Raw genomic sequence first — 14,340 nt, 5'->3', positions numbered from 1 at the left:
CCTGCGTTCTCTCGCCCGACTTGGAGGGGCAGACGAAGTTTGGGATCTGTCCGCGACGAGACCGAACTGGTCCTCGCTGGCTCCATCCGCAAGCGACCTCGGCGCCCTCCCAAGTGCCTTCCCCGCCCCGCCTTGGCGGCGTCGAAGAGCCCGCGGCTTCCTCTTAGAGCGTTTTCCGACCGGGTTGAATGGTCGGCAGGCCGGTGGTTTCGCCTCGCGGCAAGACCCGAGGAGGGAGCGATGCCTCCGTATGGTGACGGACGAGCAACGCTGCCGCAAAGCGAAAGCACCCCGCCGCGCAGGCGCGCGTCCGCACGATGATGAGCGCTCGACCCGGTCGAAAAACGTTATAGACCACCGCGCGATCGCGCATCGGACACGACGGGACCGATCGACCGCATTCGGCGCGCCACGTCGCCGAGACGATCGCTCAAAAACGGTTGGGGTCGCCGACGCCCGGCAAGCCGCCGAACCCGCTCGCCGGACGCTCGGGTGCGATCGGCCCAATTTCGAACGAGGGCGTGGGATCGCTGCGCGGTGTGGGCGGCGGAGTGGCGGGGGCCGACGCAGCCGCCTGTGCTGCCGCGCGGCGTGCCGCTTCGTCGCGTTCGCGCGCTTGCTCGGCGGCTCGCGCCGCGCGCTCGGCCTCGGCCGCCTGCCGGCGACGGGCTTCCTCCTCCTCCAGGCGCTGCCGCTCGGCCCGTTCGGCCTCGGCCCTGGTTTCCGCCTCGCGGGCCAGCCGGTCGTCGCGCAGGGCCGCGCGCACCCGCTCGCGCTCGCGATACACCCGCGCTTCCCGGCGCAGCCGCACGGTTTCGCGTAAGTCGTCCTGGAGCGCCTCGATGCGCTCCTGTTCGCGCCGATAGGCGAGCGCCGAGAGATAGCCCGTCAGCGCTTCCACTGAGGCCACGCGCTCGGGCGCCCGCCAGGGCCCCGCGATCCGCTCGCCGATGGCCGGCACCTGGTCGGCGATCGCCTCGTCCGCCGGCGGGGTGAGTGCCAGGGTCAGTTCGGATGCGACATCGCCTCGGCGAAGGTCGAAGGCTGCCGCCGCCCGCAACTCCGCCCCGGGCAGGGACACCGCGACGGGTGCAAGGCGCAGCGTTCCGGCGCCGATCGACACATCCGCGCTCGTGGTTTCCAGCGGAAGCCGGGCGCCGGCGGACAGTTCGCGCACGAGACCGAGAACCGCCTCCGGCGTCGGCTCGAAGCCTTCCTGAGCAGCAGTCTCGAGAACGGGGGGTAGAAGATCGGCGCGCAACCCTTCGAGCGCCCCGTTCGCCAGCGTCACGCGCCCCGTCCCGTCGAGCGAGCCCAGAAGCGCGTCGAAGCTCTGGCCCCCGCCGCGCAGGTTCGCCGTCGCGCTAAGCTGCCCCTGCAGAACGCCGTTGCCGGCGGGAATGGGCTGCTCGCGCAGGGCGAGATCGAGCTCGGTCGACAAGAAGCCTGAAACGTTGCGCAACTCGCCCGATGCCCCAAGGCTCGCCCCGTCGGGCAGAGTGGCCGAGAGCGAGGAAGCGGACAGGCGTGGGCCCTCCCCGTCCACCGCCGCGCGAAGGTTGGACAGGGTGAGGCCGAGCCCCGTCGCCCGCTCGGCCGCCAGCGAAACGCGGTAGGCGCGAGAAGGCAGAAGCGTTGCCGCAAACGGCGCGGCGGCCGCATCAATCGCACCGGACGCATCCGTTCCCGTCACCACCGTCGCCAGCCAGTCCAGCGACAGGTCGGCGAGATCCAGCGTCCCGGACACCGGGGCGCCGGCTTCGGCGTGGAGATCGGCGCCGAGGCGGCTTCCCGCCACGAGGCCGGTGACACCCCCGAGCGACCAACTCGCCCCGCGCCAGGACAGGCGTCCCGACAATTCGGCGGGCAGCCCGTCGGCCGGCTGTCCGGCCGCCACGGCAAGCCGCGTCAGCCAGGGGGAAAGATCGCCGCCGCGAAGCGCGAGATCGAGGTCCGCGCTCTCTACCCCCTGCCCACCGAGCGTCGCCGTGCCCTCTGCGGAAAGTTCGGCATCCGTGGATCTCAGCTTGGCGGAAACCGCGATCGGCTCGTTCGGCACGCCCGAAGCGGAAAGAACCGCGCTCAACGGCTCCTCCTCGCCGACGGGCAAGGTCGAAAGCCCGAACTGCTCGAGAAGCACGGTGGCGTCGTTCTGCGCCAGCGTCAGATCGAGGCCGAAGCGCCCGTTGGCGGTGGCGGCCTCCAGCCCGTTCTGGAGCGCGAGGCGCAGCGCCAGATCGGTTCCGGCCGCCTGCCCCGTCAGGTCGAGCGTCAGGTCGGCGCGGTTGGCTCCCGTGGAGACGGCCGTTCCGCTCAGCGACAAGGGACCCATCGCCCTTGCGCGGGCTTCCAGCGCTTCGGCGAGCGGGCTTTGCGGCAGGCGACGCCGAAGGAAGCTCGCCAGTTGCTCGGGCGCCTCGGCCGAGACTTCGAGGCTGAGATCGGGCCGGGGAAAGCCGAAGGGGTCGGCCAGCGTTCCTTCCGCATGGATGTCGGCACCGGCGAAGTTTCGCGCGTCGAAGCCGGCGAGATCGACGAGGTTGCGATCCAGCGAGAAGTCCATGTCGATGCCGTCGGCGGAAAAGTCGCCGAAGCGCGCGGGGCCGGTCGAGAACTGCACGTCGAACCGCTCGTTCGCCTCGGCCTGCGCCCCGCGCGCGGCTACCATGCGCGCCAGCGCCATGACCGGGCCGAGATCGACCGCATCGCCGCGAAGATCCACCGCGCTGGCGCGCCCCTCGGGCCGCACCGTGCGGCGGATCGAGCCGGCGAGCGTCTGTCCGCCGAGATCCACTTCCAGATCCTCGAAGCTCTGGTCGCTCGCGCTCAAGGCGACCTTGGCCGAGAACCCGGCGCGCGGGAGCGCGGCGAGCGCCGGGTCCGCCGCCCCGCCCGCCCAGCCGAGAAACGCGGCGGGCTGGCGCACGGCGACGAGAAGCGAGCCTCGAAAACCGGGCGCCTCGTCCGTGCGCACGACGCCCGACGCTTCCACCAGGGTGCGCCCTGGCAGTTCCGCCGACAGGGACTGAAGCGACCAGCCGTCGCCGGCGGGCGAGCCGGCGAGCGACACGTTGCGCACCGGCGTGTCGCCGAAGGTGACGAGCGGCAGCGCGAGGCGGACCCGCCCCGGCATGCGGGGCGAGGGAAGCCGCTCCAGGGCGAGGCGCACCGCCTCGATGCGATCGGCAAGGCTCGGCCCTGACGCCTCGGTCGGCTGGGGCGGTGCCACCTCGTCGACGTCGATCGCTTGGCCCTCCAGGGCCAGATCGAAGCGCGGGATCGAGCCGACGTCGATCAGCGCCGAGCCGGTGGCGACATAGGGCGTGTCGCGCCCCCCGACCTCGGCGCGAAGATCGGCCGCGGCAACGGAACTCGGCGTCACCGTGAGCTTGGTGGCAAGGCGCAAGGGGGGCAGAATGGAAGTACGTGCCTGATCGGGCTTTGCGGCGGGGTCGATCGGGCTGAGAACCGACAACGCGCCCTCCACCAAGGGCTCGCCCGGCAGGCTGGAGGCGATGGCGTCCAGCGAAGCGCGCGCGTCAATACGCTGCGAATCCAGCGTCAGACGAAAGGCGAGCTTGCCCTCGCCCGCCCCCGTTCCCGTGGTGAGCGAGGCGGCGAGCGGCTCGCCGTTGGCCTCAAGCGTCGCCGTGCCGTTGAAAGGCCCGCGAAGGGACTGCGCGGACAGATTGCCGTCGATGCGCGACAGCGCGAGGCTACGCCCCGACCGGCGATCCAGAAACAGAGCCGAGCCGCCGGCGATCTCGATCCGCTCCAGAACCACCGTCTCGCTCGGCGGCGCGCTGCCGGCGCCGATCGGCCAGCGGATCGACCCGTCCGCTCCGACCGGAACGCTCAAAGCCGGCCCGTCGAGCCGCATGTGGAAGATGCGGATCTCGCCCGAAAGATAGGGCGCGAGTTCCGCGTCCATGCGGAAGCCGCCGATCTGCAAAACCGGATCGGCCGGATCGTCGCCCACCACGACGTCGGTGAAGCTCAGCGAGGGAAACGGCAGGAGCCGCGCCGAGGCTTGGCCCCGCACCTCCACCCTTTGGCCGAGAATGCGCGAGGCTTCCCGCTCGAAGCTCGAACGGTAGCTCGTCCAGTCCACGAAGCGAGGACCGATCAGGAGCGCGACGAGCGCCAGGATCAGAAGGCTGCCCAGCGCGATGAAGAGTTTCATGCGATCCGCCTGGCCTCCCCGTTCCGCGTTGCGCTTCGCCCGATTTCGATCCCGTTCTTGTGGCACACGCCGCGACGGGAGCAAGGGACGTTACGCCACACGCGGCACGAAAGTGAACACGCGAGCGAGGGACGGGCGCTTTGGAATGTTCCCCTAGTGTTCCCAGCGGAATCGATTAAGTAGGCTTCCATGAGAGAACCCCGAGATCCCAGCGCCGCCTCTCCTGCCCGGTCTCAAGGCGGCATTGCGGCGCGCGCGCTCGCCGCGCGCGGCGGCCCGGTCGCGGCCCCCGCCGCGGACTATCTCGCCGGCCTCAATCCCGAGCAGCGCGCAGCGGTGGAAACCACCGAAGGACCGGTTCTGGTTTTGGCGGGCGCCGGCACCGGCAAGACGCGCGTTCTCACCACCCGCATCGCCCATATCCTGGCGACGCGCCGTGCCTTTCCCTCCCAGATCCTCGCCGTTACCTTCACCAACAAGGCGGCGCGCGAGATGAAGACGCGCATCGGGCATCTCGTCGGCGGCGAGGTCGAGGGCATGCCCTGGCTCGGCACGTTCCACTCGATCGGCGTCAAGATCCTGCGCCGCCACGCCGAGCTCGTGGGCCTCAAATCGAACTTCACCATTCTCGACACGGACGACCAGATCCGCCTGATCAAGCAGCTGATCCAGGCCGAGAACCTTGACGACAAGCGCTGGCCGGCCCGCACCTTCGCCAACATGATGGACGGCTGGAAGAACAAGGGCCTGACGCCGGACACGATCCCCGAGGGCGACGCGCGCGCGTTCGCCAACGGCCGGGGCCGCGAACTCTACCGCGCCTATCAGGCCCGCCTCACCAGCCTCAACGCCGCCGATTTCGGCGACCTCCTGCTCCATCCGATCGCGATCTTCCGTGACCACCCGGACGTCCTGGCCGACTACCACCGTCGCTTCCGCTACATCTTGGTGGACGAGTACCAAGATACCAATGTCGCGCAGTATCTCTGGCTGCGCCTTCTCGCCCAGCATTCGGCCGTGCGGGTCGAGAGCGGTCAAACGGCGGTGAACGTGTGTTGCGTCGGCGACGACGACCAGTCGATCTACGGCTGGCGCGGGGCGGAGGTCGACAACATCCTGCGCTTCGAGCGCGATTTCCCCGGCGCCACCGTGATCCGGCTGGAGCGCAACTATCGCTCGACCGCCCACATCCTGGGCGCCGCTGCCGGGTTGATTGCGGTCAACGAGGACCGGCTCGGCAAGACCCTGTTCACCGACCTCCACGACCCCGAGCACGAGAAGGTCACGGTATCGGCCGGCTGGGACTCGGAGGAGGAAGCGCGCGCCATCGGCGAGGAGATCGAGCAGCTCCAGCGAAAGAGCCACAAGCTCAACGACATGGCGATCCTGGTGCGCGCCTCGTTCCAGATGCGCGAGTTCGAGGATCGTTTCGTCACGCTGGGGCTGAACTACCGCGTCATCGGCGGCCCGCGCTTCTACGAGCGGGCCGAGATCCGCGACGCGCTCGCCTATTTCCGCTGCGTCTGCCAGCCGGCGGACGACCTCGCCTTCGAGCGCATCGTCAATACGCCGAAGCGCGGTCTGGGCGACGCCGCGATCAAGCTCCTGCACGAATACGCCCGTGCCAAGGGCCTGCCGCTCCTGGCGGCGGCGGCCGATCTCGTGCAGGGCGACGAGCTGAAACCGCGCCCGCGCGCTGCGCTCGCCGAGGTCGTGCGCAACTTCGAGCGCTGGTCGAGCCTCCTGTCCACCATGCGCCATACCGATCTCGGCGAGATGGTGTTGGACGAGTCCGGCTATACCGAGATGTGGCAGGCCGACCGCTCAGCCGAGGCGCCGGGACGGCTGGAAAACCTCAAGGAGCTGATCCGCTCCATGGACGACTACGAAAGCCTGCCGGGCTTTCTGGAGCACATCGCCCTCGTCATGGATGCCGAGCAGAACGCCGAAACCGACGCCGTGTCGATCATGACGCTGCATTCGGCCAAGGGCCTCGAGTTCGAGACCGTGTTCCTGCCCGGCTGGGAAGAGGGCCTCTTTCCCCACCAGCGCTCGCTCGACGAGGGCGGGCGTTCAGGGCTCGAGGAAGAGCGCCGCCTTGCCTATGTCGGCATCACGCGCGGAAAGCGGCGGGTGAAAATCTGGTTCGTGTCGAACCGGCGCATCCACGGCATGTGGCAGTCCACCATTCCCTCGCGCTTCCTGGACGAACTGCCCGAGGACCATGTCGACGTTCTGGAACCCTCCACCTCCTATGGTGGCTACGGGGCGGGCGGCATGGGCGGCTACGGCGCCTCGCGCTGGGACGCCAACGCCTTTTCCGCCTCGTCCTACGGGACGCCCGGCTGGCGCCGCGCGCAGGCCGCAGGCTCGGCCGGCGGCTATGCCGGCGGCCGCGGCCGGGCGATCGAATACGGCGAGGGCGGGGTGACGGGAAGCGATGCCGGCTCGCGCGCCGCCGCCAAGGCCGACAAGTACATCGCCCGCGACGGCGGCCGTGCGGGCGGCGGCGGCTTTGCCGAGCCTTCGCAAGCGAGCCCCGAGCGAGCCGGTTTTGCCGGCCGCCTCACCGATCCCCTTTCGGCCGCACGCTCGCGCGGCGCCAACCAGCCGCCCCGCAAGGGCGGCGGGCTCTACTCGTCGGCCCGGGCGGGCGGCCCGCGCGAGATCGAGGGCACGCTGGTGGCCAAATCCGTCGCCGACGAGCCCTCGCGCTTCTCGGCCGGCGACCGCGTGTTCCACCAGAAGTTCGGCAACGGCACCATCGCGCTGGTGGAGGGCAACAAGCTCACGGTGGATTTCGACCGCGCCGGGCAGAAGCGGGTCCTGGACGGGTTCGTAGAAGCGCGGTGACGAAGGTTCCCAGCGCGGGAACAGGTCGCAAAGTCAGGTTCGCGGTTTCAAGCCTCGCTGCGATGTTCGGCACGCGGATTCCAAGGACAGAGCGAGATCCCCGCCTATTCGAGCCAGGGCGCAAGAGGATCGGCGCTAGAGCGTATCCCGACCGGGTTGGATGGTCGCGGTAGGCAAATGATTTTGGTTCGCGACAAGGCGCGAAGAGAGGGCGATGCCGCGCGTATCGCGACAGACGAGCAACGCGGTCGCGGAGCGAAGGCGTCGTGCCGCGAGAGCCGGGGGTCCGCAGGACGATGACGACCGTTCAACGCGGTCGCAAAGCGGGTCAGCCACTGCCTCTTCGAGAAACTGACAGCTACGGAAGACGGACAAGTTTCGAGACCGAAGGGGCTCAGTCGGCGTCCTGATATTTCCCCATTCGCCCGCAGTGTCGGCATTGGAAGCGGTAAGAGGCTGTTTCGAAAGTCCGCCGGGTCGGCTCGCCGGTTTGTTTCGCCGTTCGCTTCGCGGTCGATGCTCGCCGATGCCACTGGCATCAACGGGGCTCGACGTCCGGCGAGACGACAAAAATTCCTCGTCGATTCGCCCTTGGGGACTTTCGAAACAGTCTCTAAGCGGTCGAAGAGCCGTCATTGTCGAGAGCGTCTAGGAATCGGGCCCACCTCGCCCTACCGAACCCGCAATCAGCCGGGATCGCCTCGACTGCTTCATCCCTACGGCCACCGGTTCGCAGTGACCTAACAACCCGGCAATGGCGGCGGCATTGCCGCGATGGCTCCACCACTGCTCCGGCTGCCAGCCGGAGAAACCGGCACGCTCTTCCCCGAGCCGGCAGCGCCAATGCCGATCTCGTCGGTGAACGCGGCATCGAACGTCCGACTTCGCCGATCCATCGGCGATGCATCAGGGGCAGAATTGGTCCTAATACGCCTCAACGGCGGAGGCCGGTCCGACATAGATGAACCCACGCCCTTCGCGGCAGCATAGGCGCTCGATCTGCGATGCCACGATCATCTCGGTCGAGATAGGATCGGGATGGGTCTTGAACGAAGGCAAGGGGCTCATGGCTCAGTCTCGTCCATGATACGTCGGAGTTCGATGCGAGAGCGTTGGCGGATCTGCGGCCATCCCGCCGACCATCTTCTGACAACGCGGCGTTGGCAACTCCCGCGATCCGCCAGCGTATGTCGAGGACGATTGCAGGGGCTGCCCGGTCTACGGGCGCTTTGTGTCTTCCCCCGATCCGGTCCGTGCGGAAAAACGGTTTGCAACGGCGAGGCGAACGCCCAAGATCGGCGATCCATCCCTCACCAAGAGGAGATCGCGCTTCTGGCGACACCGCGAACCGGAAACGTCGATCCCGTCGCCGGACCATCCGACAACGCGGCATCGCGAACGCGAGGGTCCGTCCTCGACCCGCCTCAGGAAACGCCGGACAGAAGCTCGTGGACGCGGCGCAGATAGGCTTCCGTCTGCTGCGCCTTGGCTTCCGCCTCGACGGCGCGCTGCTCGGCGCGCTTGACGCGCATGTCCGCTTCCCACTCGTGGTATTCAGCGTCGCGCGTGGCCGCTTCGGCCGCGATCACCCGCTCTTCCGTCTGCTTGAGACGCTCTTCCATCGCCTGAATGTGGTTATGAAGGCGGTGCTGGTCCTCAGCCGCCCGGTCGGCCAGCGCCTTGGACTGCTTTTCCAGCTGGAGAAAGCGCTTCTCGTAGGCGCGGATCGTGGCGGCCGCGCGCTCGACGAGGGTCAGTGTTTTGGTCCAGTCCGCGGGGCCCGCATCGATCGTCAACTGCCCGACGGCGAGCGCGATCGCCAGTTGGGCGGGGACGGCCTCTCCCGTCCGGGACGAGACGGACTTGTCGCTCCCCGGTCCGACCGCCTCGCCGTCCTCGAAGATCACGGCCTCCCTCACCGCGCTCATCATTCCTCTCCGAAGCGGCCGCTCGCCAGCGCCGCGCGAAGCTCGGCCTCGGCCGCGTCCTCGCCCGCCAGCACCCGCCCGAAGCTGCCGACGATCGCGTCGTGCATCTTGGCGAGCCAGGCTTCGGCCTCGCCGGCCCGCGCCTCGGCCAGACGCGCACGCGCTTCCGTCTCGGCGAGCTTGAGCTCGGTTTCGTCGAGTTGCTCCTGAAGCGTGCGGATCTCGTCGCTCGCGCGCTCGGCATCCAGGCGATGCTCGATCTCCATCTCGGTCGCGCGCTCGTCGCGGATCCGAATGGCCTCGCTCGCCTCGCGCACGAGATCGAGCGCCGCCGACCAGTCGCGCGCCGGCTTCTCGTTGTTGGACACCAGGACGAAGCCAGCCTCGCCGCGCACCGGCGCACCCGTGTGGTCCGCCACGCTCTGCCGCAGGCTCAAACCGATGTCCTCGCTCGCACCATTCGCCATCTTGCCGATCCTTCGCCGCCGCTATTCCCGTTTCGGCTCATCAGCCGAACCCGATCTTCCGATGTTTCGATGCGTCGATTCAATAGGTTGGAGCGCTTTTCGCATGGCCGGCCATCGGCCGCGCTCCCACCCCACCGCTTCGGGCAACGCTTGAAGCGCGGCGCCCGTTTCAGTCTCCCTTTTCGGGGATCGTGAAGGGCCGCACGTTGGATGCCGGCTCGCCCCCCGCCTCGTCGCCGGCGTCCGCGTGGCGCGAGCGCGTGGCGCGCTTGAGGCTTTCGTTCTGGCGCTGCAGCGCCGAGCGGTTCTCGCGCGCGATGTCGAGCGCGCCTTGCGCGAGCGTGCGCTCGGCCTTCTCGTTCTGCAGCTCCTCGATCAGGCGGCGGTTGGCCGCTTCCAGCGTCTGCCGGTCCTGCTCGAAACGAAGCGTCAGCGCCTCCACGCGGTCCGACAGGTTGCCGGCGCGCGTCGTGGCGCCTTCCAGCGAGGCGTCCTTGGCGGCCAGCGCCTTGACCAGCATGTCGCAGCGCGCTTCGAGGTCGGCGCGGCCCTTCTGCGCCTCCTGGAGCTGCGCCAGAAGCCGGCCGGCCTCGCCCTTCGCCCCTTCCAGGCGCCGGTCGAAGGTCGAACGCTCGGCGACGGCTTCCTTGTTGGCCCGCTCGGCCGCGCGCATGGCTTCCTCGCGCTCGCGCAGCTGGCCGCGCACCTGGGCGAGGATCTGGTCGGTCGCCATCAGCCTTGCCGACAGGGCCTCGATCTTCATGTTGGAGCTCGAACGCTCGGTCTTGATGGCGGACAGTTCCGCCTCGAGCTGGCCGATGGCCTTTTGCCGGGTCGCCTGTTCGGAGGCGATCTGCGTTTCCTGAAGCGCGATGGTCTGGAGATGGGCCTCGACCTGCGCTTCCAGCTCGTCGCCCCGCTCGCCGGCATTGACGAGTTCCACGGCCTGCTCCTCGGCGAGGCTCTGGAGGCGCCGGTTCTCCTGCTCCAGGATATGGCGCCGCTCGCTCACCTCCGACAGCATACGCTCGGCGTCGCCGAGCGACTGGTCGGCGTTCTGCGATTCGGCCCGCAGCGTCTTCACTTCGAGGAGCAGCGACTGGTTCTGCTCGACCTCGGCGAGGAGCTGGCGCTCCAAGGCGTTGGCGTGCGTCGTTTTCTCGCGCAGCGTCAGGCGCTGCTCGTCGAAGGCGGTTTCCTGGTCACGCAGAGCGTTCTCCAGCCGGCTGGCACGCGCCACCGCGCTGGACAGGTCGCTGGAGGCGGTAGAATAGCGGCCCAGAAGCTGATCGACCTCGCGGCGCAGCGCCTGCCCGCTTTCCATCTCCTGGGCGAGAAGCGCCTCGAGTTCCAGAACCCGCCCCTTGGATTTCGGCAGTTCCTCGGCGATCGCCTCGATCGGGTGGATCAGCTGCGAGAAATCGTCCGTCAGAGTGCGCAGATCGCCGAGGCGCTCGGCCATCTCGCCGATGCGCACCTTCAGGATCTCGTTGCGCTGGCCGATATTGTCGAGCGGCGGCACGAAGGTGGAGGGCTGAGATGCTGGCGGCGGATTGGGTGCGCGGGGAGGCGCAGGCTCGATCAGGGTTCCCGAAAAGTCCAGGCGCTCGGAGCGCGGCTCCTCCGGTCGCTGGCCGTCCCGGCGGAAGAAGAACGACAGCGGTGAACTCATCCTCGTCGACTCCGGTCGGGGCGCGCCTCTAAGCACTAGGTCTTGCAGGCGTTCTCCACCTGACGCAACACGGTTTACGAAATATTAATCAATTTTTCCCCGGCGACACCGCTTCGCCACAGCCGCTTCGCATCGCGCACGTCTTCGTGCATGGGATGCAAGGCCCGTGCCCGTTCAGGAACCGTTCAGGCGAAGGATTGTTGAGATCGTAAGACAGACTTGTTTCAGCGGAGGTCATCCGATGCGCATCTCGAAACTCTGGGGAGGCCGCGTTCTGGCGGCGGTTCTCGCCTTCACCATGGTGCCGGCGGCCCTGCCGTCGGCAACGCCCCTCGTCGGCGTGACAGCGGCCAAGGCCGACCCGTTCTATCGCCATCATCGCGGCGGTCCCGGTTGGGGCGGCCCGCGATACTATGGCAACCGAGGCTACTATGGCGGTCGCGGCTACTACGGCAACCGCGGCTATTATCGCCATCGCGGCCACAGCGGAGGCGCCGCCGTCGCGGGCGCGATCGTGGGCCTCGGCGTCGGCGCGGCGATCGCCAGCGCGGCGCAGCCGCGATACGTCGAGCGTCCGGTTCGCCGCTATGCCGCGCCGGCCTATCGGGCCGAACCGTGGAGCCGCGAGTGGTACCGCTACTGCGCGGCCCGCTACCGGTCGTTCGATCCCGGCTCGGGCACGTTCCAGCCCTATAACGGCCCCCGGCAGTTCTGCCGCTGACCTATGATCGACGAGGGCGGGAACCGATCCCGCCCTCGGCCACTTTCTCGCCATGATCCGACGAACGGCTGGAGAAGCGAGGTCCCCATGCGTCTTGTGAACCGAGCTTGGATCCTTTGCGCGGCGGGGGTCGCCATCGCGATCGGGTCTTCGATACCGGCCGGCGCGGGCGAATTCGTCGGCCTCGACCCCTACAATCGCCCGGTCTACGCGCCCGCCGGCCCGATCCCGACCGTGCCGCTCGCGGTGGCGCCTCCGGTCTACAAGCGCAATCCCGGCACGTTCGGCGGCCCGCAGGTCGCCGGCCCCCTCTACTACGCCGAACCGGCGCCGCCCGCCCCCGGCTTCTACCGGGACGACCCGGCGCTGACCGCCGGCGCGATCCTCGCCTACGATCTCGACGCCGCGCTCGCTAGCGCCGAGGCCCCCTCGCCTTCCTACCGGCATGATGGGCGCCCGGCGCCCTTCACCGGCGAATGGTACCGCTACTGCGAGGAGCGCTATCGCTCCTTCGATCGCGACACCGGCACGTTCCAGCCCGCCGGCGGCCCCCGCCGGCTCTGCCGCTAGGCGCCGAGCGGCCGGGTCGCGGCTTCCAGCCAGGACCGGTCCTCGGCGGACAAACGCGGCCCGATCTTCTCGCGCACCTCGGCATGATAGGCGTCGAGCCACCGACGCTCCTCGGGGCTCATGAGATCGGCTAGGATCAGTCGCCGGTCGATCGGTGCGAAGGTCAGCGTTTCAAACCCGTGCATGGGCAGATCGCCGCCCGGGATCGGCTCGGCGGGACGCACCAGGATCAGGTTCTCGATGCGGATGCCGAAGGCGCCTTCCCGGTAGTAGCCGGGCTCGTCGGACACGATCATCCCCTCCTCCAGAACGGCCATGCCGCGCTTGGAGATCGACTGCGGCCCCTCGTGGACGGCAAGATAGGAGCCGATCCCGTGGCCCGTACCGTGCGCGTAGTCGCAGCCCGCCTGCCAAAGCGCGCCGCGCGCGAGGGGGTCGAGATCGACGCCTCTCGTTCCGACGGGGAAGCGGGCAAGGGTGATCGCGATCATTCCCTTCAGCACCAGCGTGAACTTGTGCTTCACCTCATCCGGCACGTCGCCGATCGCCACCGTGCGGGTGATGTCGGTGGTGCCGTCGGAGAACTGGGCGCCGGAATCGATGAGGTACACCTCGCCCTCTCCGAGCACCCGGTTCGACTGCCGATTGACGCGGTAGTGCGGCAGCGCCGCGTGCGGGCCGGCGGCGGAGATGGAATCGAAGGAAAGGTCGCGCACCGGCATCCCGTCCGCCTCGCCGAAGCGGATACGGAAACCTTCCAGAGCCTCGGCCGCGCCGATCTCGTCCACCGTGCCGGGTGCCTGCGCGTCGAGCCAGGCGAGGAAGGCCGTGACGGCGGCGCCGTCGCGGATGTGCGCGCGCCGCGAGCCTTCGATCTCCACCGCGTTCTTGCGGGCGCGCGGCAGGCGGGCGGGATCGGGCTTCTCGACGACCGTGCCGCCCGCCCCGTCCACGACCTCGTGCAGCCGCTCGGCGGCGAGCGCAGGATCGAGCATGATGCGGGCACCGTCCGAAAGCTTGGCGAGCGCGCCTTCCAGCGCGTCCGGCGGCGCGATGTCGGCGAGTTCGCGCAAGGCGCCCCGTGCATCCTCTCCTAGCTTCTCGGCGTCGATGAAGAGGCTTGCGCGCCCCTCCGCCGGGATCAGCGCGAAGGAGAGCGGCAAGGGCGTGTGCGGCACGTCCGACCCGCGGATGTTGAAGACCCAGGCGATCGAGGACGGATCGGTGAGAACCACGGCGTCCGCCTTCGCCTTCGTCAAGGCGGCCCGGATGTCGGCGAGCTTCTCGGCGCCCGAGCGGCCGACATATTCCAACGGGTGTGCCGACACCGCGCCCTTGGGCGGCAGGGGCCTGTCCTGCCAGACGCGATCGAGCGGATTGGCCTTCAAGGATACCAGTTCGCCCCCGGCGTCGCGCATCGCCTCGCGCAGCGATGCCACCTCGGCGAGCGTGTGAAGCCAGGGGTCGATGCCGATCCGAAGGCCCTTCGCATGCTCGCGCAGATAGGTGCCGATCGGGGTATCCACCGAACTCTCATAGGAGAAGACGCCGCCGTCGACCTGCGCTCGCACCTGCACGGTGTAGCGCCCGTCCACGAAGATCGCGGCGCTCGTCGGCAGCACCAAGGCCATCCCCGCCGACCCGGTGAAGCCCGTCGCCCAGGCAAGGCGCGCGGCCGAAGGCGCGATATACTCGCCCTGGTGCTCGTCGGCGCGCGGGATCAGGAACCCGTCGACCCCGACCTCCGCCAGGCTCGCCCGGAGCCGCTCGACGCGCGAGGCGCTTTCGCCGGATTCGGAGGTTTCGTCGAAGCTCTGGAACATGGGAGGGAACCCTTCGCTTGAATGTTCCATCCTCTGTTTCAGGCTCCAACGGCGATCTCAAGGGCGGAATTGGATGACGCGGAACTTCTCGTCCCTGGCCCGCGCTCCTTCTTGATCCGGTCA

The 14,340-nt window shown here is 68.9% G+C and carries 8 protein-coding genes and 1 pseudogene; 3 read left to right on the top strand and 6 right to left on the bottom strand.

What is annotated here, in order from left to right; all coding sequences use genetic code 11:
* Window positions 1-430 precede the first annotated feature (430 nt).
* A complete protein-coding gene (locus H7A85_RS07140) occupies window positions 431-4,183 on the bottom strand; it encodes an AsmA-like C-terminal region-containing protein (protein WP_182085236.1) in 3,753 nt (1,250 codons plus the stop codon).
* A gap of 240 nt (window positions 4,184-4,423) precedes the next feature.
* Between H7A85_RS07140 and H7A85_RS07135 the strand changes: the two are divergent.
* Window positions 4,424-7,036: pseudogene (locus tag H7A85_RS07135) on the top strand (UvrD-helicase domain-containing protein); the annotation flags it as partial.
* A gap of 924 nt (window positions 7,037-7,960) precedes the next feature.
* Here H7A85_RS07135 and H7A85_RS07130 read toward each other — a convergent pair.
* The 4 genes from H7A85_RS07130 to H7A85_RS07115 all read right to left on the bottom strand — a co-directional run bounded on the left by H7A85_RS07130 (window position 7,961) and on the right by H7A85_RS07115 (window position 11,103).
* Complete coding sequence (locus H7A85_RS07130; RefSeq protein WP_182085234.1) at window positions 7,961-8,104, bottom strand: hypothetical protein; 144 nt, start codon at window positions 8,102-8,104, stop codon at window positions 7,961-7,963.
* A 356-nt stretch (window positions 8,105-8,460) separates the two neighbouring features.
* The gene (locus H7A85_RS07125) at window positions 8,461-8,964 is read right to left on the bottom strand and encodes a hypothetical protein (RefSeq protein ID WP_182085233.1); all 504 of its coding nucleotides are present in this window, start codon (window positions 8,962-8,964) and stop codon (window positions 8,461-8,463) included.
* A complete protein-coding gene (locus H7A85_RS07120; RefSeq protein ID WP_182085232.1) occupies window positions 8,964-9,431 on the bottom strand; it encodes a hypothetical protein in 468 nt (155 codons plus the stop codon). The genes H7A85_RS07125 and H7A85_RS07120 overlap by 1 nt, the downstream gene beginning before the upstream one ends.
* Window positions 9,432-9,600: 169 nt before the next feature.
* On the bottom strand, window positions 9,601-11,103 hold the full coding sequence (locus tag H7A85_RS07115) for a chromosome partitioning protein ParA (protein ID WP_182085231.1): 1,503 nt from the start codon (window positions 11,101-11,103) through the stop codon (window positions 9,601-9,603).
* 241 nt (window positions 11,104-11,344) lie between these two features.
* On the opposite strand from H7A85_RS07115, the gene H7A85_RS07110 reads away from it, so the two are divergent.
* A complete protein-coding gene (locus tag H7A85_RS07110; RefSeq protein WP_244631022.1) occupies window positions 11,345-11,824 on the top strand; it encodes a BA14K family protein in 480 nt (159 codons plus the stop codon).
* Between the two features lie 87 nt (window positions 11,825-11,911).
* Entirely contained in the window at window positions 11,912-12,394 is a 483-nt protein-coding gene (locus tag H7A85_RS07105) for a BA14K family protein (protein ID WP_182085230.1), read from the top strand.
* Here H7A85_RS07105 and H7A85_RS07100 read toward each other — a convergent pair.
* Window positions 12,391-14,217 carry an aminopeptidase P family protein gene (locus tag H7A85_RS07100; protein WP_182085229.1) on the bottom strand — a complete coding sequence of 609 codons (1,827 nt, stop codon included), beginning with the start codon at window positions 14,215-14,217 and terminating at the stop codon, window positions 12,391-12,393. The two genes, H7A85_RS07105 and H7A85_RS07100, sit on opposite strands and share 4 nt — an antisense overlap.
* Window positions 14,218-14,340: the final 123 nt, after the last annotated feature.

It is taken from the genome of Aureimonas sp. ME7, from assembly GCF_903970965.1.
GTDB lineage: Bacteria > Pseudomonadota > Alphaproteobacteria > Rhizobiales > Rhizobiaceae > Aureimonas.
The sequence above is the reverse complement of the archived record's forward strand: the minus strand, read 5'-3'. Positions and strand labels throughout refer to the sequence as shown.

Coding starts and splice junctions, on each gene's coding strand:
- H7A85_RS07115 (WP_182085231.1), bottom strand. CDS start 11,103: ATGAGTTCACCGCTGTCGTTCTTCTTCCGCCGGGACGGCCAGCGACCG.
- H7A85_RS07140 (WP_182085236.1), bottom strand. CDS start 4,183: ATGAAACTCTTCATCGCGCTGGGCAGCCTTCTGATCCTGGCGCTCGTC.
- H7A85_RS07125 (WP_182085233.1), bottom strand. CDS start 8,964: ATGAGCGCGGTGAGGGAGGCCGTGATCTTCGAGGACGGCGAGGCGGTC.
- H7A85_RS07130 (WP_182085234.1), bottom strand. CDS start 8,104: ATGAGCCCCTTGCCTTCGTTCAAGACCCATCCCGATCCTATCTCGACC.
- H7A85_RS07110 (WP_244631022.1), top strand. CDS start 11,345: ATGCGCATCTCGAAACTCTGGGGAGGCCGCGTTCTGGCGGCGGTTCTC.
- H7A85_RS07120 (WP_182085232.1), bottom strand. CDS start 9,431: ATGGCGAATGGTGCGAGCGAGGACATCGGTTTGAGCCTGCGGCAGAGC.
- H7A85_RS07100 (WP_182085229.1), bottom strand. CDS start 14,217: ATGTTCCAGAGCTTCGACGAAACCTCCGAATCCGGCGAAAGCGCCTCG.
- H7A85_RS07105 (WP_182085230.1), top strand. CDS start 11,912: ATGCGTCTTGTGAACCGAGCTTGGATCCTTTGCGCGGCGGGGGTCGCC.